Annotated in this window: 18 protein-coding genes; 6 read left to right on the forward strand and 12 right to left on the reverse strand. The window is 47.8% G+C overall.

Features of this window, described 5'->3' with window-relative positions:
• Positions 1 to 53 precede the first annotated feature (53 nt).
• From ACRRNK_RS16275 to ACRRNK_RS16315, 9 genes are all read right to left on the reverse strand, one after another.
• Complete coding sequence (locus tag ACRRNK_RS16275; protein WP_433943758.1) at positions 54 to 1,148, reverse strand: carbohydrate ABC transporter permease; 1,095 nt, start codon at positions 1,146 to 1,148, stop codon at positions 54 to 56.
• A complete protein-coding gene (locus ACRRNK_RS16280) occupies positions 1,149 to 2,231 on the reverse strand; it encodes a carbohydrate ABC transporter permease (RefSeq protein ID WP_433943759.1) in 1,083 nt (360 codons plus the stop codon). It abuts the gene before it with no gap.
• Between the two features lie 265 nt (positions 2,232 to 2,496).
• Positions 2,497 to 3,900 carry an ABC transporter substrate-binding protein gene (locus tag ACRRNK_RS16285; RefSeq protein WP_433943760.1) on the reverse strand — a complete coding sequence of 468 codons (1,404 nt, stop codon included), beginning with the start codon at positions 3,898 to 3,900 and terminating at the stop codon, positions 2,497 to 2,499.
• 330 nt (positions 3,901 to 4,230) lie between these two features.
• Positions 4,231 to 5,235: a LacI family DNA-binding transcriptional regulator gene (locus ACRRNK_RS16290; RefSeq protein WP_433943761.1), complete on the reverse strand. Its 1,005-nt coding sequence runs from the start codon at positions 5,233 to 5,235 to the stop codon at positions 4,231 to 4,233.
• Positions 5,236 to 5,429: 194 nt separating this feature from the next.
• Entirely contained in the window at positions 5,430 to 5,618 is a 189-nt protein-coding gene (locus ACRRNK_RS16295) for an excalibur calcium-binding domain-containing protein (RefSeq protein ID WP_433946915.1), read from the reverse strand.
• A gap of 211 nt (positions 5,619 to 5,829) precedes the next feature.
• The gene (locus tag ACRRNK_RS16300) at positions 5,830 to 6,357 is read right to left on the reverse strand and encodes a DoxX family protein (RefSeq protein WP_433943762.1); all 528 of its coding nucleotides are present in this window, start codon (positions 6,355 to 6,357) and stop codon (positions 5,830 to 5,832) included.
• A 168-nt stretch (positions 6,358 to 6,525) separates the two neighbouring features.
• The gene (mobA, locus tag ACRRNK_RS16305) at positions 6,526 to 7,149 is read right to left on the reverse strand and encodes a molybdenum cofactor guanylyltransferase (protein ID WP_433943763.1); all 624 of its coding nucleotides are present in this window, start codon (positions 7,147 to 7,149) and stop codon (positions 6,526 to 6,528) included.
• 122 nt (positions 7,150 to 7,271) lie between these two features.
• On the reverse strand, positions 7,272 to 7,679 hold the full coding sequence (gene ndk, locus ACRRNK_RS16310; RefSeq protein ID WP_433943764.1) for a nucleoside-diphosphate kinase: 408 nt from the start codon (positions 7,677 to 7,679) through the stop codon (positions 7,272 to 7,274).
• A gap of 65 nt (positions 7,680 to 7,744) precedes the next feature.
• Complete coding sequence (locus tag ACRRNK_RS16315) at positions 7,745 to 8,824, reverse strand: acyltransferase family protein (RefSeq protein WP_433943765.1); 1,080 nt, start codon at positions 8,822 to 8,824, stop codon at positions 7,745 to 7,747.
• 243 nt (positions 8,825 to 9,067) lie between these two features.
• Between ACRRNK_RS16315 and ACRRNK_RS16320 the strand changes: the two genes are divergently transcribed.
• On the forward strand, positions 9,068 to 9,808 hold the full coding sequence (locus tag ACRRNK_RS16320; protein WP_433943766.1) for a Crp/Fnr family transcriptional regulator: 741 nt from the start codon (positions 9,068 to 9,070) through the stop codon (positions 9,806 to 9,808).
• A 206-nt stretch (positions 9,809 to 10,014) separates the two neighbouring features.
• Here the strand turns inward: ACRRNK_RS16320 and ACRRNK_RS16325 are convergent, their stop codons facing one another.
• Positions 10,015 to 11,490, reverse strand: a complete 1,476-nt coding sequence (locus ACRRNK_RS16325) for a protein adenylyltransferase SelO (protein WP_433943767.1) — start codon at positions 11,488 to 11,490, stop codon at positions 10,015 to 10,017.
• Between the two features lie 207 nt (positions 11,491 to 11,697).
• On the opposite strand from ACRRNK_RS16325, the gene ACRRNK_RS16330 reads away from it, so the two are divergent.
• The 3 genes from ACRRNK_RS16330 (at position 11,698) to ACRRNK_RS16340 (ending at position 13,891) form a co-directional block, all read left to right on the forward strand.
• Complete coding sequence (locus ACRRNK_RS16330) at positions 11,698 to 12,447, forward strand: YqjF family protein (RefSeq protein ID WP_433943768.1); 750 nt, start codon at positions 11,698 to 11,700, stop codon at positions 12,445 to 12,447.
• A gap of 103 nt (positions 12,448 to 12,550) precedes the next feature.
• A complete protein-coding gene (locus ACRRNK_RS16335) occupies positions 12,551 to 13,087 on the forward strand; it encodes a PadR family transcriptional regulator (RefSeq protein ID WP_433943769.1) in 537 nt (178 codons plus the stop codon).
• Entirely contained in the window at positions 13,088 to 13,891 is an 804-nt protein-coding gene (locus tag ACRRNK_RS16340; protein WP_433943770.1) for an alpha/beta fold hydrolase, read from the forward strand. It begins immediately after the preceding gene.
• 6 nt (positions 13,892 to 13,897) lie between these two features.
• On the opposite strand, the gene ACRRNK_RS16345 is transcribed toward ACRRNK_RS16340, so the two are convergent.
• Complete coding sequence (locus tag ACRRNK_RS16345; RefSeq protein WP_433943771.1) at positions 13,898 to 15,598, reverse strand: MFS transporter; 1,701 nt, start codon at positions 15,596 to 15,598, stop codon at positions 13,898 to 13,900.
• Positions 15,599 to 15,756: 158 nt separating this feature from the next.
• Here ACRRNK_RS16345 and ACRRNK_RS16350 point away from each other — a divergent pair, with 158 nt between their 5' ends.
• Positions 15,757 to 16,374, forward strand: a complete 618-nt coding sequence (locus ACRRNK_RS16350) for a TetR/AcrR family transcriptional regulator (protein ID WP_433943772.1) — start codon at positions 15,757 to 15,759, stop codon at positions 16,372 to 16,374.
• Between the two features lie 131 nt (positions 16,375 to 16,505).
• On the opposite strand, the gene ACRRNK_RS16355 is transcribed toward ACRRNK_RS16350, so the two are convergent.
• The gene (locus ACRRNK_RS16355) at positions 16,506 to 17,675 is read right to left on the reverse strand and encodes an alanyl-tRNA editing protein (RefSeq protein WP_433946916.1); all 1,170 of its coding nucleotides are present in this window, start codon (positions 17,673 to 17,675) and stop codon (positions 16,506 to 16,508) included.
• Positions 17,676 to 17,838: 163 nt separating this feature from the next.
• Here ACRRNK_RS16355 and ACRRNK_RS16360 point away from each other — a divergent pair, with 163 nt between their 5' ends.
• Positions 17,839 to 18,603: an SDR family oxidoreductase gene (locus ACRRNK_RS16360; protein ID WP_433943773.1), complete on the forward strand. Its 765-nt coding sequence runs from the start codon at positions 17,839 to 17,841 to the stop codon at positions 18,601 to 18,603.
• The last annotated feature ends 55 nt before the right edge of the window (positions 18,604 to 18,658 follow it).

Genomic DNA, 18,658 nt, shown 5'->3' on the forward strand with positions numbered 1-18,658 from the left:
AGCCTCCTTGTCTTCCTTGATATCTGTAGCTGAATCCTTATCTGCTTACTTCATTATCCCTTAACCGATCCACCCATCAAACCTCTTACGAAATACTTCTGTAGCAGGAAGAAGATCGCAAGCGGCATCAGCATCGAGATGAATGCGGCCGAAGTTAACAAGTGCCAGTCGTTGCCTCTGGAGCCAACAAGGTCCGCAATCTTCATGGACATGACCTGAACATTCGGCTGATTGCCGATAAAGATCAGCGACACGAGATAATCGTTCCATACCCACAGGAACTGGAAGATGCCAATCGATGCAAGCGCAGGTACAGATAATGGCAGAATGAGCTTGCTGAAGATTGTGAAGTGATTCGCGCCATCCATGAATGCAGATTCGAACAAATCTTTCGGAAGCTGGCTGATGAAGTTGTACATGAAATACGTCACCAGCGGTAGACCGAAGGCAGTATGGGCCAGCCAGATACCGAGGTAGCTTCCGTTCAGCCCTAGGGAGGTATAATCCTTAAGCACTGGAATCAAAGCCACTTGAATCGGGATAACCAGCATTGCAATGATAATGACGAACAAGGTTTTGCGGCCCGGGAACCGGAGCCATGCGAATGCGTACGCGGCAAAAGAAGCAATCAGCACCGGAATTACCGTTGCTGGTACAGCAATCGTCAGTGTGTTCCAGAATGCCTGGGACAAGCCTGTACCCTTCTCTGTCGTTTCACTTCCGTCTGCATTCTTAATGGTATATTCCTTACCTGTGATTACGTTGTTATAGTTATCCAGAGTCAGATCCGTGCTGGTTACCCAGCCCTGCTTCTCGATACTAATAACCCGGGCTCTGCGATTCTCCCAGATCAACCGGCTGCCATCAACCTCTACACCCGCTTTGAGCTGGTCGTCCGTATAAGTCTTGCCGTTAACCTCGATCGGTCCGCGCAGGTCCACATCTTTAGGCAGCTTAATTGTATCCCCGGCTGCCTTCCACTCTTGGTGGGGTAGTACCTTCCACCAACCCGTGCTAAGAATATCCGCAGCAGGACGGAAGGACGAAATCAAGAGTCCCAAGGTAGGAAGCAGCCATATTAGACAGATGAAGCCCAGTACAATGTTAACGATCCACTTGCCGCTTTTTCTTTTCTTTTTGAAGGCCATTTAGAATCCCCCCTGCTTGCGGAACTGACGCAAATTAATAATGATAACAGGCAGGACAGCAATCAACAGCACGATGGCCAGTGTGGAACCATAACCGAAATTCCGGTACATGAAGAACTGCCGGTAGAACTGTGTTGCCACTACCTCTGTATCGTATTGACCTCCCGTCATCACCATGACGACGTCAAATATTTTCAGCGTGAAGACGATAATCGTCGTTGTGACCGTCAAAATAGTAGTAGATATAAAAGGAACGATAATGCGGAAGAAAATTTTGATTTCGCCGGCTCCATCCACACGTGCAGCCTCGAGAATGTCCTCAGGGACCCCTTTGATCGCTGCGGAGAAGATGACCATGGCAAATCCGGTCTGCATCCAAATCAAGATAATAATCAGGAAAAAGTTATTCCACGGCTGCAGCATGCTTGCCCATGCTTGAGGCTCCCCGCCAAGAGCAACCACAAACGCGTTAAGCAGACCAATCTGCTCATCACCAGGCTGATAGTAATAGACGAACTTCCAGATAACACCGGCAGCCACGAACGAAATAGCCATTGGCATGAAGATAATGGATTTCGCGATTTTCTCATAGCTGCTCCGATCTGCGAGAATAGCAATCAGAAGGCCAAATGCTACACATGCAAATGTTCCCACGAACACCCATAACAGATTGTTGCGAAGTGCTGTCGCCATCAGATGATCGCTAAAAATAGCGATATAGTTCCCTAAGCCGACGAACTTGTCGGATGAGGCATTGAAGAAGCTCAGATATAGCGTTCTTATGGCAGGCAGTACGAGCAGCCAGCCCAGTACAATGACGGCAGGCCCGATAAATATATAAGGTAATATTTTTCTCCGGACATAGTCTGGATACTGCTCGGCCGCCCAGCTCAGAGTGTAGTAAATCAGGTAGACACCCACTACACCCCAAAGGACTGCAAGAACCGCAGTAAGCAGCGGGTTTAATGTCGAGTCACGGAAAAACATAAAGATCAGGCCATTAATGACAATATTGGCGAGCAATACGCCAAGGGACAAGAACACCGCCCTCATGCTGATTCTTTGCTTGGCTTGTGCATCCATAATTGATCCTCCTATAAGTTTTGCGAAGCAAAACTTTCTTCGTAAGCATAAGCTTGTTTTGCGAAGCAAAACTGTCTTCGTAAGCATAAGCTTAGTTTTGCGAAGCAAAACTCTCTTCGTAAGCATAAGCTTAGTTTTGCAGAGCAAAACTTTCTTCGTAAGCACTTAAAAGAACAAAAAGAGGGGCAGTTCACTCACCTTTCAAGCTGCCCCTCTTCCTGCTTAAAGCTCTCTATCCGCCTATACAGGCTTCAAGATTAATCAGTTAGTTGTTCCAGCCAGCCTGAATTTGTTTGAGTGCATCATCCAGCGTAGCTGTTCCACTTACATAGTCCGTCATACCCTTCCAGAACGTTCCTGCACCTACTTTACCAGGCATCAAGTCAGAACCGTCAAAGCGAAGTGTCGTAGCATCTTGAACCAGCTTAGCCATACGGCGATCGGATTCAGATTGGTACCAGTCCAGAGAAGCATCGTTCATTGGTGCGATAACGCCGCCAGATTGAACCCAAGTTTTGATGGATTCCCCTGTAGTGAAGAACTGCATAACTGCACGTACTTCCGGACGATCGTTGAACATCGCATAGATATCACCCGCTACAAGTACCGGCTTGCCGTATTTCTCATCGATTGGCGGCAGGTAGAACCAGTCATAGTCTTGATCGACTTTAGCCGTTGCTGGGAAGAAGCTGGTAATAAAGTTCCCCATCAGGTTGAACCAAGCTTTCGGCGGATTTTCGAACATTGGTTTTGGAGCATCCCCGAACGCTGTAGTTACGATCGACTTCGTTCCGCCATACACATAATCCTTATTCATCCAAATCTTAGACATTACATCCACCGCGTGTTTCACTTCTGGGGAAGTGAATGGCAGTTCGCCTTTTACCCATTTGTCATAGTTCTCAGGTGTGGTGGTACGAAGCATAATGTTCTCGATCCAGTCCGTTGCAGGCCAGCCTGTTGCTGCACCACTCTCGATACCGATAGCCCATGCAGGATCTCCATCCTTCGCAATCTGTTCAGTCAAAGCCATCATTTCATCCCAAGTCTGCGGAACTTTGTAGCCAGCCTCATCAAATTGCTTCTTCGGATACCACACTAAGCTCTTCACGTTACTGCGGTTCCAGATCCCAGCCATGATTTTGCCGTCTTTGCCGTCCATCATGGACATATCCAGCCAGCTTTGGTTGTAGTTTTTCTTCATTTTGTCCTGATCCAGCACATTGGTCAGGTCAATAACTTTACCTGTCTTGGCAATCGAATTTAGCAGGCCTGGTTGCGGGAAGTCCGCAATGTCCGGAGCGCTTCCGCCGTCAACACGGATATTGATGGTGGCTTCGAATTCCTTGGAGCCTTCGTATTGAATATCGATCCCTGTCTTGTCTTCAAAATCCTTAATGCTGCTTTCAAATTTCTTCTGGTCCGCATCCACGAATGGTCCGAACATGGTCACTTTTGTGCCTTTATATTCACCTTTCAACGCCTTATCCAATTCAGCACCCGCTGCCGCAGTTGTTGTGGTGGTCGTGTTGTTGTTATTGTTATTTGTATTCGTAGAAGCCGCAGGATCTGTAGGGCCACCACCACTTCCGCAAGCGCTGAGCATCATCGTCAAAGATAGGCATGCTACCATAAGTAGTGAAGCTTTTGTTTTCCCTGTCTTTTTCATCTTCGCACACATCCCCTTTAGTAAATGATAAAGAATTGCAAACGTACTGCCTTAGTTGGTCCGAAACCGGTTTCCCTCGGATCACCTCCTTGCAAGTTTATTCATGACTGAAATAATTTAGCTTAATCATGCACTAAATATTATCAATATGATAGAGCGCTTTCATATCTCCTGTAAAAAACGAACTTACCTTCTAAAAAAAACAAACTTGTTCTCGATAAACCATTTACGAATCCTTTAAACAGTACTTTACGCAGCCCGCAAATATGTCTTATTCACTTAGAATCGTCCATTTCTGAAAAGCTTTTCAAAAATGGTTGACTTCAGGAATCATCTCTCCCGAGATGACTCCCTGACAATCAGCTTGTGATTCATAAGCTCTCTCATTACATCTACAGTTCCCGTGGTTATAAGTTCGTGCAGCTTCTCCGCGGCCCGGTAACCCAAATCATAAATCGGCTGTGCGATCGTCGTAAGCTTGGGAACAAACATGCTGGCCATGCGAAGATTATCGAATCCCATAACAGACACCTGCCCTGGCACAAGAACACCTCGGTCCTTCAAGTATGAAATGGTCCCCATGGCGAATTCATCCGCAACACAGAACACGGCGGTCAGCTCCGGGTACTCGGTAAATAATTCGTGGGCTGCCTGGTAAGCATGCTCGAAACGGTGGGCCGCATATGTGATTTTGCGGGAATTCCGCTCAAGGCCAAATTCAGTCAGTGCTCTTATAAATCCTTGATAACGCGGGGGGCCTGAGATTGAATAGTCGTCGTTGAACCCGATCATCCCAATCTCCTGATGTCCAATCTCGATAAGGAACTTCACCGCATCATAAGCGGCAGCCTCATCATCAATCTCAACACAGGGAACTTCAAATTCGTCCGAGTGAGATGATACAAGCACAAATGGAATTCTGCATCCCACCAGCTTCTCATAATACTCCGGGTAAAGGGTATCACTTGCGAATACTACGCCGTCGACTTGCTTCTCGTGAAAGTTATCAATGTACGAGAGCAGCCGATCCTTATCCCGGTCCGTGTTGCAGATCATTAGACTATAGCCAAGCTTGATACATGCATCCTGCATCCCCCGGATTACTTTGGAGAAGTAAAAATTCTCTATATCGGGAATAAGCAGGCCAAGCGTAAAGGACTTCTTGTAAATCAGGCCTCTAGCGAACGAATTGGGTTGATACCTGAGCTTCTCAACAGCCTCCAATACGCGAATACGCTTGCTCTCTACAACGGATTCTGGAGTATTCATCACACGCGATACGGTACTGATTGATACACCCGCCATCCTGGCTACATCTCGAATTGTTGGCTTCATTCTATTAACTTCCTTCTTTTTGAGAACCTTTTCAAAGTGATTATAACAAGGTTAATTTAAGATTGGCAAGACTTTTTTTAAAGCGCTTTCACGATATATAAATATTACGATTATTCCGCTCCATCCCCTGCTGAGTATGTCCCGTTTCCTACACTAGAGGGGCCGTCCTTAAGACGCCCCCTCCATTTTCACAGCTACTTTTCACAAGCGATGCCGTCATTATCACGATCTAGGGCTTTCCGGTAACCCGGCTCTCCTCTTTTGATATTATAGTACCCCGCCTTTTTCGCAGCTGTACAGTTCTTGAAATACAGATTCTTGCTCTGTGCCTTGGCGGCAGCTTCTGAAGCATAGGTTCCGAATAGACCAGCTGAAGCTAATATAAGAGTCTATAACCTGTTATTCTCTTAATTTATCATAGTTACCAGTCTCGTTTAAGTTAAAATCAGGAAATTCCACCCCCCGCCTAATTCGGCGCCAAGCACCTGATTAAACGAGAAGAGCCGCAGCCTTGAGTAAGGCTACGGCTCTTCAGGTCATTAATACAATCTGTTCTATGATCTGACTAAGTTATGTTGTACCCCGCCTAGAATTTCACTGCTGTATACCCCTCACACCGCCGCCTGCTTCCCGTTTGAACAACTTACCGAACACCCCTTTAAGGTAAGGAAGAACAAAATAGTCGGCTCCGAACTTGCCAGCATTGGCACCTGCTGCGACGATGAATACTCCCAGCATGATCATCCATGGGTTAGTGCTTACAGTTCCCGCATACACGAACATGAAGTTCATTAATAATCCGAAGAACGCGGCGGCCGCTGTCAGACAGCCAAGAATGAGTCCAAGACCCACCAGGAATTCACCCAGTGGAATTAATAGGTTGAACAGCTTTGCGTTCGGTATTGCAAAATGATTAAGGAATGCTACGAAGTTCGGATATACCAGCTCACCTGTAGCTTTATCCATGACCGGGTTACCCACAGCGCCTTTCAGGAAGCCGGTTGCGTCAAATCCGCCCGTTAATTTGTGCCATCCAGCGTTAATCCATTCCCAGCCAACGTAGATCCGTACAATCATCAACAGGACGGCTGCAACTTTATTTTCTCTTAACCATTTGATCATCTTAACCATCTCCCTGTTCTTTATGTCTTTATTGTAGAACTGCTAAGAAGATTGAATTGTGATAAATATCACACTTTTGTGATTTTTTTCACAATTATTTCTGCACAGGTTTATTCTATCAAAAAAGCAGCTTCGGCAAGGCTATCGTCCGCAGCTGCTGATCGGATTTTATATATCTACAGTGTGTATAATACCGCTTTCCACACTACTGATTCTATCCGGCACCTGATCTTGTTCATCGAATCTTTTGAGGAAATCCAGGCTAATTCCTCTTTCTTCAAAATGATACTCCAGCATATCCAGGCTATTAAGTCTGCGGATTAACGAAGCAGCTCGATTGTCACCGTTATTCACCATGTTCTGAATATGCCTTGCACAAGATTTACCATACACCCCATGAAGCGGATAGCTTACGCCGCCAATCCATGGAACTGCTGCCTCATAGTCCTCCTGCTTATGCTCCAGCAGCAGCGCTGCCGCTTTAGCAGAGATATAAGGCATATCGCTGCCGACGGTCCAGATATTCGGATGTGATGACAGGCTGAATCCTGCGTACATCCCTCCTAGCGGGCCTCTCCCTCTATAAAAATCTGTAATGATCCTTATATCCGGATCGAGAATCTTCAGGAATGGCCTAGGATCTGGTGTAGCAACGATGATCTCCTGACATATTTCCTGCATCTCCCTGACTTGGATTTGAATCAGCAGTTCACCTTGGCATGGAAGAAGTGCCGCGAGCTGCCCGTCTCCCTGTGCTTTGGAACCACCTGCCAGTATCAATCCAGTTAACATCCTGTCTCCTCCTATAATCAGATTGGCATTCGAGCCCTTAGCTCTAAGTCCAAAAAAAGGCATAAGCCCTGGACTAATTCAAAGGGATTATGCCGCAAATCTACATTCTTCTTCTATCTTTTCTACCGGCCGAAAAATACGGATATTTCCTTTTCTGCACTCTCCGGACAATCCGATCCATGAATCACGTTGGCTTCGACAGAGGTTCCAAAGTCTCCTCTTATAGTTCCTGGTGCGGCTTCAGCCGGATTGGTTGGCCCGATCATACTTCTGGAGAGCTGCACAGCATTCTCCGCTTCCCAGACCATGGCGAACACCGGGCCTGATGTAATATAATCAACCAGTTCCTGAAAGAACGGCTTTGCACTCAGGTGAGCGTAATGCTGCTCAGCCATGGCGCTATCCATTACGAGCTGTCTCGCATGAATCAGCTTGAACCCTCTATGCTCGAATCTGCTCATAATATCGCCAACGAGCCCCCGCTTGGTACCATCCGGCTTCACCATTACAAATGTCTGTGATACTGCCATATGCTCATCTCCTTCAATTACTTTCTCATTGTAGTTCGTCTATATTCCTTCATCTGTGCGGTAGGTCACAGCTTCTTCAGCATTCGCCACGGGTGCCAGCGTATCGCAAGCTGACGCCCCATACGTGAGAATCCCCCAAGATCCGGCTCAATTAACCACTTGGTTAATTGCCGTGTCTGCGGCAGGGCTAGAATGACCGTAATGCTCAGAATAACTAAAGCTAGAATAACGAGATCAGCAGGCCGGCGGATATTTTCATACAGCCCGAGCCTTATCCCGCTTCGGATGAACAAGCCGTGCAGTAGGAACACATAGAGAGTTCTGGAGCCCAGACTTGTAATTATCGAACGTCTCTGAGGTATGAGAGCCAGAAAAGTCAGGCTTCCGGCGCCCTGAAGTAAATACCAGCCGATCCGGGTTAATGCAGCGGCAGGTCCTCCTATGCCTAACTCAGCGTAGGTGAACTTCCCGTACAACCAATCCGGTGTACCGTGCCAGGCCAACAGGGAGACGACAGCAAGCAGGAATATGGACAGACCTCCCTCCACAATCCGGCTTGATCCGCTGCATAAGACCAGCAGCTTTCTTGGATGCAGGGAATAACCTGCTGCGAAGAAAGGCAGAAATACAAATAAACGGGACAGGCTAAGCCAGGAACCATCGTGTCCCAGATAACCCGCAGTTACACCTAGAGCGATTGATAGGAGTACAGGATGCTTGATATTCAGCGCGCACATCAACCGAAGCAGAACGCGCCATCCAATATGGGCAACAAGAAACCACAGCATAAGGTAAGGAACAAAAAAGGAATGCTTCTGCTGAGGGGCCTGAAAGAACACAACATCAAGCGTAGAATATAAAGTCTGAAATACTACGTACTGAACGGCAATAGAACCAAGAGATGCAAGTCCATTTCGTCCAAGCAAGTTTTGTCTTGAGAAATACCCTGTCACAAATGCGAACAATGGAATATGGAATATAAATATCCAGGCATGCAGATCCTTCATCATGCCAAACCTGTTCATAACAGGTTCAATCCCTGTTGCGATTACGACCAATAGAATCAGAACAAACCTCAAGTTAAGCATCCAGGTATCATAATTCACTTCCGGTAAGCTGCCGGCTTTCTCTTCTAGATTCTTCATTTGTCATGTCTCCGTTTCTCTACCTGGAAGAGGATTTTCTCTATATCTCTTCTTCCAAGACTCCTATACCCGGAGTGTAGCAAACGCCGCAGACCCGTAATATGACTGAAGTCACAGCTGAACTGTGATCAATTTCATAGCTTTCTCAGGGTATTTCTGCTCAAAGATCAGAGGTTTCCCCGATAACGATAATTTGAAATTCAGTTTATGATGAATTCAGCGGATAACAAGGAGGACGAACGGATGATGACTACACATTTAGGAAGAGACGCAGTGAAACTTAACCCGGAGCAGGCACAAGGAATTCGGCAATTTTTCTCGGAGGAGAACTATGAACGGCTGTGCAGCATTATGTATCCCAAGTCTGTACACAAAGGCTCTAATCTGTTCTGGGAAGGTGACACTGCGGATTATTTGTACTTTGTTCGCAGCGGCCGCATCAAGGTAACGAAGTCGGCGGACGATGGCAAAGAATTCACGCTATATCTTCATCACAAGGGTGATCTTATCGGTTACGGGGATGTCTTGTCTGAATCCGTTCATATGCTAAGTGCGGAGGCGCTTGAGAATTGTGAAGTGGGTGTTATTCAGCGGAAAGACCTTGAAGTGCTGCTCTGGCAGCATGGGGATTTGGCTGTGGAATTCATGCGCTGGCAGGGAATGAACCACCTGCTGACCCAGACGAAAATGCGTGACCTTCTGATGTTCGGGAAGAGCGGTGCGCTCTGCTCTCTGCTTATCCGTCTGAACAACTCGTATGGGCAAGCTCACGGCGAACACCGCCGTCTGTCCATCAAGATTAACAACACAGAAATGTCGGATATGATTGGCGCAACCCGGGAAAGTGTAAACCGTATGCTGAGTGATCTAAAGAAAGACGGGATCATCGATATTGAGGATGGACATATTGTCATTTACGACTTGGAGCACCTTCGCGATGTGTGTCACTGTGATAACTGTCCTGCGCACATTTGCCGGGTATAGATTGGCCTGATTTCTTAAATTTCGCAAAATTATAAAGTACCGTAATATTACGAAATTCCGCAAGCTTCCTTGTTTCCTTAGTTCGGTCTGCATTGCGATAAAGTGATTTGCCTCTTGTCTGTATATTCTGATCTAAACCAAGAAGCATCTCCAACCCGCGAGTTAAAGGTGCTTCTTGTGGTGTATTCCGCTAGCCTGCCTGTCATTCAGGTCCCGCAGAAGGTCCGGTAAGGCCGGCTAGTTGGTTCAGGCAGTGTGGTGTATTCAAGCTGATCAGCCGAATGGGAGTACGGACTGGCAAGCACCCCAAGAAGTCTCTCCATCACACTGTAGTCCCCTTGAGTTACTGCCGCATGAAGCGCCTCTTCTACCCGGTGGTTGCGCGGAATTACAGCCGGATTACTGCTTCGCATCAACTCGTATGATGAGGTGCCTCCTTCCGGCTGTCTGCCTAATCTTGCCTGCCACTTCTCATACCATCCGGCAAAGTCCTCTGTGCCGTACATCGGGGTATCTTCCTGCTGACCGAAAGTTAACGCCCGGAAAGTATTGGTGTAATCCGCACGATATTTCTTCATCATATCAAGAAGCTCTTGAATCAAGGCCTCGTCCCCGAGCTCTTCGTTCGAGATACCCAGTTTGGCTATCATCCCGGACAGCCAGTGACCGTGAAACAGCTCCCTGAATTGATAGATTTCCGCCTCAGCCAACTTGACCGCTTCTTCTCTATCGCTATGCAGCAGCGGCAGCAGAGTTTCGGCAAATCTCGCGAGATTCCAGGCCGCAATCTGCGGCTGGTTGCCATAGGCATAGCGCCCTTGCAGGTCAATGGAACTGAACACAGTCCCCGGATCATAAGTATCCATGAAGGCGCATGGCCCAAAGTCAATGCTTTCTCCGCTAAGAGCCATGTTGTCCGTATTCATAACCCCATGAATGAAACCGACGAGCTGCCACTTGGCAATAAGCTCGGCTTGACGCTTAATCACTTCCTGAAGCAGTGTCAGGTAACGATTCCCTTCCGTGCTTGCTTCCGGGTAATGCCTCTGTAAAGTATAATCTGCCAAGGTCTGAAGCTCCTCGGAAGTCCCCCATCCGGCAGCGTACTGAAAGGTACCCACGCGCAGATGACTGGCAGCCACACGGGTCAGAACCGCGCCCGGAAGCTCCGTGTCCCGGATCACGGGTTCACCTGTTGTGATCACCGCCAAGCTGCGGGTGGTAGGGATTCCAAGTGCATGCAGGGCTTCACTGATGATGAACTCACGCAGCATTGGCCCCAGTGCAGCCCGCCCATCTCCACCGCGGGAATAAGGCGTCCTGCCTGAGCCTTTCAGCTGAATATCATACCGCTCACCCGAAGGGGTGATCTGCTCCCCAAGGAGCACAGCCCGGCCATCCCCGAGCTTCGTGAAATTCCCGAATTGATGTCCTGCATAAGCCTCTGCGATAGGCATAGCTCCCTCCGGAATATTGTTGCCGGCAAGAACCGCTATACCTTGCTGACTCCGAAGCGCTTGAATATTCAGGCCCAAGGCATCTGCGAGCGGGCCATTAGCCGCAACTAATTTCGGTGAATGTACCGGTGTTGGATTAACCACACTGTACAGGGATTCCGGCAGCCTGGCATAACTGTTGTCAAAATTCCATCCTGCTTCTGGGGTCACTTTCTCCTCAGCCATTTGTATCTCCTTTTCCAGGCATTCTAATATAGTAACTCTCTATACTCAAGAATACTTATCGGCCCTTGTAGTGTGAACTTCTGCCTATATATTATACCCTGAAATTCCAGATATCGCAGGCAATCTACTAAGTGAAGGCCCTCGTCTCCCGCTTAAATGGGTAATATAAGAGATAATCCAGCTGCATGCCTATAGGGAGGAAATACCATGAACAACAGAACCATATTGCAGCACACAGATCATCGTCCGATCCCATTTCCTGAAGGTCCCTGGATCATGAAGCAGGTATGGAGAAACTTATTGTTCGCCCACTGGCCGGTTCAGGAAGCGGATCTGCTTCCCTTTATTCCGTCCGGCCTTAACCTTCAGCTCTTTGAAGGAAGGCCCTGGATAAGTGTATCTCCTTTTCTGATAGATCCGCTCAGGCTTAGGGGGCTGCCTCCGGTGCCATTCACCCGCCGTATGCTTGAGTTAAATGTTCGCACCTATACCGAGTATCGCGGCAAACCCGGTGTCTTATTCTTCACACTTGAAGCCTCCAATCCATTAGCCGTTCAGGCCGCTCGCACCATCGGCCATCTTCCGTATCACCATGCCAGGATGAACGCCAACTTCTCGGATAGCACTGTCTCATATCAGAGTACAAGACACAAGCATAAGCAGGAGGCCGAATTCAAGGCCCGTTATAGCCCGATTTCCTCATCAACCTTTCAAGCCCAGCCCGGCTCACTCCTACACTGGCTTACCGAAAGATACTGCTTATATACGGCCGATGCAAAGGGACAGCTGTACAGTGTGGACATCCACCATCTTCCTTGGCCTTTACAAGAAGCCCGAATCGAAATTCAAAATAATACCTTAACTCCATTCCTTGGACTTCAGCATGATCCCGAGCCCTCTATAGTTACTTTCTCAGAACGGCTTGATGTTCTGATCTGGCCACAACGAAAGCTCTGACTGCCTCGAAATGAAGGATCCAACAAATTATAAAAACTTCGCTTGAATGTACCTATTAGGTATATTATACTCTAATTACTTTCTAAGCAGGAGGAATTAGAAGATGGTCTATGTGATCCTGGGACTTCTAATGATTCGGAAGCTGTCCCAATATGATATTCGGGGTGTCCTTAGGCGAAAGGTGTCACCCTTTTTCAGCGCAAGTCTTGGCAGTATCCAAGCCGCTTTGAAGAAGCTGGAGAGCCAGGGCTATATTGAATGTCATGAAGTTAGCGAGAATGGGCGGAGGAAGAAGATCTATTCCATCAATCCATCAGGAACACAGCATTTCATGGAGTGGATGTTGTCTCCGGTCGTACCCGGCCGTATGGAACAGGATGTGACTACCCGGCTGTTCTTCCTCGGGTTAATGACGAAGACCGAACGTCTAACCATCTTGAAGCAAGTCATTGACCAGCTTGAAGTCTCAGTTCGTGAGTTCGAGACCGCTTTTCAGGAGGCTAATCAGAAGGAAATCCCCAGCCACCTTACCGATATAGCAGCCTACCAATTCAAAACCCTGAAGCTTGGGCTCTATCATCACCAGAGCATGCTGGAATGGTTCACCAAACTCACGAAGGAATTGGAGGCTGAAGGCTGAATGGATAACAAGATAAGCTTACGCAAGTTAAATTTCAAGAATGCTGACTATTCCTATACATGGATCGCCAACGAGGGACGAGACACGATCGTGATGCTGCACCCTGCCTTTGCTGACCAGACGATTTTCGAGCAGCAGATCGCCCATTTCCAGATGAACTATCAGCTGATTCTTCTGGATTTGCCCGGTCATGGGAACAATTCACTCCTAAGCTCCAAGGTCACTATGCAAGATGTTCCAGAGCTCCTGCACCTAATCTTAGCCGAGAATAATATAAGTAATTGCCATTTGCTGGGCGTCTCCGCAGGGTCTCTTGCCGCTCAGGCCTTTGCGGATCGTTACCCGAATCAGGTTAAGTCGGTAATCATCGTTGGCGGCTACTCCATACATAAGGCAAATGACACTATCCTAAAGGGACAACGAAAAGAAGGGCTAAAGTGGTTATTCTATATGCTGCAGCCCATGAGAAGGTTCAGAGAGTATGTGATCTCAGTCTCCTGCTATACGGCAGAATGCAGGGTCTTGTTCGCACAAGGAAGTCAGCATTTCAGAAAAGGATCATTCAGAGCAATGGCCGGTATGAATACCTTTTTCATCAGAAAAGATAACCCGGTGCCTTATCCCCTTCTAATTATCGTTGGCGAACATGATCTTCCCATCATATTGGCAGCTGCTGCTGAGCTGCATCAATTAGAAATTAATTCCCAGCTCGTACTTCTCCCTGGCGCGGGGCACTGTGCCAATGCGGATACGCCTCATGAATTTAACAAGACTGTTGAGCTATTCTTATCAGGGATTCATTAAAATTGTTTAGACTTCCGTTTGGTGAATCCCCTTCAAGACCTCCTTGCTCTTGCGGCCCCTTCGACCATCACTCATTAGCGCAAATAGAATCCCCGGCACAACCATGTAACTGGCAAGAATAAAGGTATCTCTGAAGGCTTGAACTGAACCGTCCTGCATATGGCCTGCGGTACTGGACAACAGCAGTTCTATTTCCTTCAACTGACCTTGACGATCATCGTCAAAAGCCCTCTGTTTCTCAGGCTTAAGCTCACTGATCGCCACCTTCAGATTCTGTTCAATCCTATCCTTAACCTCGGCAGTATTCTTACCGGTTCCTCCCTCCTCGGTGCTGCCTTGGAGTTGGAGCTTGTTCATGACGCTGATCAGAACCTGCCGGGAAGCCGGCAGCAGCTTTTGGTCGTGCTGAATGGCCTGGGTACTGCGAACCTCGGCGGCTTCCGCCTGATTACTGATATTTTGCTGAAGCAGAGTAACTATGATAGCCACTCCAAGTACACTCCCAAATGCCTTGGTCATATTGATCACGCCAGAAGATATTCCCACTTTCTCCTCAGGGACATTGCGGATTGCCGAAGACATGACCGGCGCCATGGTGAGACCCACCCCAATTCCTGCTGCCGCAAGCCGGATTAGCACATCCCCGGTAGTAGCATTCACACCAAGACTACTCATGGAGTAAGTAGCTCCGCCCATTACAGCGACCCCTGCGGCTGCGAACCAGCGGCTGCCATACTTACCCGACAGACCTCCCGAGACCGCCGAGCTCACGATGGACCCTACTGCCAGCATGGACAAGACCAGCCCAGCCTTCAGTTCAGTCATTCCTAATACACTTGTAAGAAAGAATGAGGTTAGTAGCGCGATATTGGATAGCGCGGCCCCTACGATAAGCAGGGTTAATGATGAACCGTTAAAAGCGGAAATTCTAAGCAGCATAAGAGGAAGCATGGGCTCCTTCCCCTTCCACTGCATATAGAAGAACACCAGCAGACAGACCAGCCCGGCAACCAACAAGCTGTAAATGAAGCCTGAGTTCCAGCCATAATCCTTAGCCTCAATCAAGGCATAAGTGATGAAGAGCATTCCGCCGGTAATGCCCAGCATTCCGCCGTAATCGATCGACCTGCTTGCCGATTCATCTCTGGATTCTTTAATGAACAGCAGGGTTAACAGGATACTTAGCAGTCCTAGAGGTACATTCACGAAGAAAATCCAGGCCCAATTCAGCTTCTCAGTAATCATCCCTCCCAGAGAGGGACCGCATGCAGCGGCCAGTCCAGCAATAGCCCCCCATATGCCAATGATCACCCCATGTTGTTCTTTCGGGAAAGACGTCGTTGTTAAAGGAATCGTCACAGGAACAATAATTGCGCCGGCTAGCCCCTGAATAACTCTGAAGAAGATAAGCATCGCAAGGCTCGTTGAGAAGCCAGCAAACAGTGAAGCAAGGGTAAATAAAGCAACGCCGATGATAAATACTCTCTTACGTCCGAATTGGTCCGCCAGCCTGGATGCGGTCAGAATAAGGGCAGCAAAAGCCAAATTATACCCGTTCATTACCCAGGAAATTTCGGATACCGTTCCTCCAAAATGACGTGTCATCTCCGGTAAAGCAATGTTGATGATAGTCGTATCCAATAGAGCCATGAAATACCCCAGCACGATCGCTGTAAAAATGAACACTCTTCTGAGTCTCATACTCATTCGTTATCCCTCCAATAATATGAACTTTAGTTCATGTTTACGATTATATGAACTATAGTTCATATTTGTCAATCGAAATTATGAACTTAAGTTCAACTTTCGTTGACAGTCAAAATCCTCTCCTCTACAATCGAAGTACAAGAGGGGGCGCGAATGTAATGAGTGAGGCTGAAGATAAAGTAAGAACTCCGCAGCAGGAGCGCAGCATCAAAACAAAGGAAGCCATTATTCAAGCGGCTATGAAGCTTTTCTCCGAGAAGGGCTTTCATAATACCAACACGAAGCAGATTTCTGCTGAGGCAGGGGTATCGACCGGAAGCTTCTACTCCTATTTCACAGATAAACGGGCTGTATTCATAGATTCATTGAAGCTTTACAACGAAAGTCTTTTAAGCCGGGTTGATGCATCACTTGGTGAAGTAGACTTTACGAGCATAGACAAGCATGCGGCCATTGCTCATATGGTGGATAGCCTTATTGAATCGCACCGGGTCTACTCCGAGTTCCATAAGGAGCTGGCTGTGATGTACAATTCGGATAAAGAAATTCAGTCGCTAATGGATGAACAGTTCGACCTTGGCCGCCGCAAAACATTGAGCTACCTTCAACAGGGTCAGGGCGATCTTAAGGTTGATGATCTAGAGGCAGCCTCCTGGGTCGTATTCGAGGCCCTGAATAGTATTGTTGATATGATTGTGTTCTCGCCCAGAAATGTATCGGCAGATCGCTTGAAGAACGAACTCGTTCGCATGATTGTGGACTATTTGTACAAATAGGAATAGGTTGTGGGCATACAAACAAAGCCGTACAGAATCAAGGATAACCTTGTGATCTGCACGGCTTTATTTGATCAATGAATCTATGCACATGTCTGGCTTCATCAACAGGGCAATCTGTCAGTGAGCGATTAGCTTAGAGATTGTTTTGTAAATTCAATAAAGGCAGCAGCATCCTCCCAGCTTGGGAACCCCGCCTGTGCCATCTTGTCACTACCTCCGCCTTTTCCATGAAATGCTCCAAGGTTCTCTTTATAGAAAGCCCCGCATGAAAGGTCCTGATTCCCGCTCTGGGCAAGGATAACCTTATGATCCTGTTCTACTGCGAGCAGTACATACCGCTCACTGCCCTCACTCAGCTTGACCGCAAGGTTCTGCATATCTTTCATGGACTTGTTCTCAAAAACATGGATAATTAGATTCCCCTCTGCTCTGGATAGGAGCTCCTGCACGAGATAGTGATCATTCTCTGCTTTTACGGCCGCCAATTCCGCTTGAAGCTGCTTTTGCTCAAGCTCCCATTTCTCAAGACGATCCATAATTTCATCCTTGCCGGTATTGAATTTGGAGGATAGGCTTGCGAGAATCTGCATGCTTGTATTGAACTCTTCCAATGCCCGGTACCCGCATTTGAAATAAATCCGGGTATTCCCCTTCTGCTTCTCCGACTTCAACAGCTTGATGATCCCAATCTCCCCCGTTGAGGTAACATGGGTCCCGCCGCAAGCGTTGTATTCCACACCTGCAATCTCCACAATCCGAATATTCTCGGTTACTTTAGGCTGCTTAACCAGCGGCAGCTTCGCCGCTTCTTCCTCAGTAACGAAATAACTGGAGATGCTGCGGTTCAGGTAGATCAGCCGATTAGCTTCATGCTGGATGGACGCCAATTGTTCGCTCGTGAGCTCCAGCTTGTCCACATCAATCGTGGCATAGTCATTACTCAAGTGAAAGCTCACGGTTAAAGCTCCGAACAGATTCAGACATACAGCCGAAAGCAGGTGCTGGCCGCTATGATGCTGCATATGATCGAACCTCCGGTTCCAATCCACACGGCAGCTGACCCAGTTCCCTTCTGGCCGACGTTCAAGCTTGTGCAGAATCGTATCCTCTTCCAGGATCACATCCAGAACAGGGATTTCTTGAATCCATCCCAGGTCGCAGGGCTGTCCACCGCCATGCGGATAAAAGCCGGTCTCCTCCAAAGTGATGTATAGCCCCTCCTCCCTCTCAAGCACCTGACTGATACTCGTTTCCCACTTGGTAATATAGGCGGAATCGTAATAGAGCTTCTTGGTCATCATTTTGTTCCTTTCTGGTCCCTCGGTCAATTTCGGTTATTCCACAAGCTTACTATAACTATATCTTCAAGCCAATGGACAGCTAATGAATGAGAGAGCAACATTTTGAAATCCTCCCTGTGATAGAACTAGGAATGAGACAATGACAAGGAGAGATGAGTATATGAACATGTTAAAAGGTAAGACAGCGCTGGTCACAGGGGCCAGCCGTGGGATCGGAAGATCCATTGCACTGCGTCTGGCTCAGGAGGGGGCGCTGGTTGCTGTACATTATGCCAAGAACAAATCCGCTGCGGAGCAAGTGGTTCAAGAAATCAGGAATTTCGGAGGGGAAGCATTCACAATCTGCCAGGAATTACACTCAAAAAGCAGCGTGGAAGCTTTATTTAAGTTATTAGACGCGGAGTTAATTGAACTGACTGGAGGATCAGGGTTCGATATTCTTGTGAACAACGCGGGAGTCGGCCTGATCATGCCGATTGAGGATTTGACGGAGGAGTCCTTTGAGGAGATTCTGAGCATAAATGTTAAGGTTCCCCTATTTCTAACCCAGCAGGCACTGCCGCGTCTGAGAGATGGCGGACGAATCATCAATCTCTCATCAGTAGTGACCAGAGTTGCATATCCTGAAGTGCTCGGCTACAGCATGACCAAGGGTGCGATCAATACGTTCACACTGGCTCTGGCCAAACACCTCGGGCCCCGAAATATTACGGTTAATGCCATTCAACCCGGAATCACAAATACGGAGATGAATGCCGGGACACTACAAGATCCCAAAGGCGAAAAGTATGTCGCGAGCCTCTCCGCCTTTAACCGGGTAGGACAGCCCGCAGATATTGCGGACATCGCGGCTTTTCTTGCTTCCTCAGATAGCCGCTGGGTAACGGGTCAGCTTATCGATGCCACCGGCGGCTCACATTTGTAAGCATCTAACCTGTTCAAAATAGAGAGGTTGATCTTAACGAATCAACCTCTCTTTG

The organism is Paenibacillus sp. SN-8-1, assembly GCF_050995535.1.
Taxonomy (GTDB): domain Bacteria; phylum Bacillota; class Bacilli; order Paenibacillales; family Paenibacillaceae; genus Fontibacillus.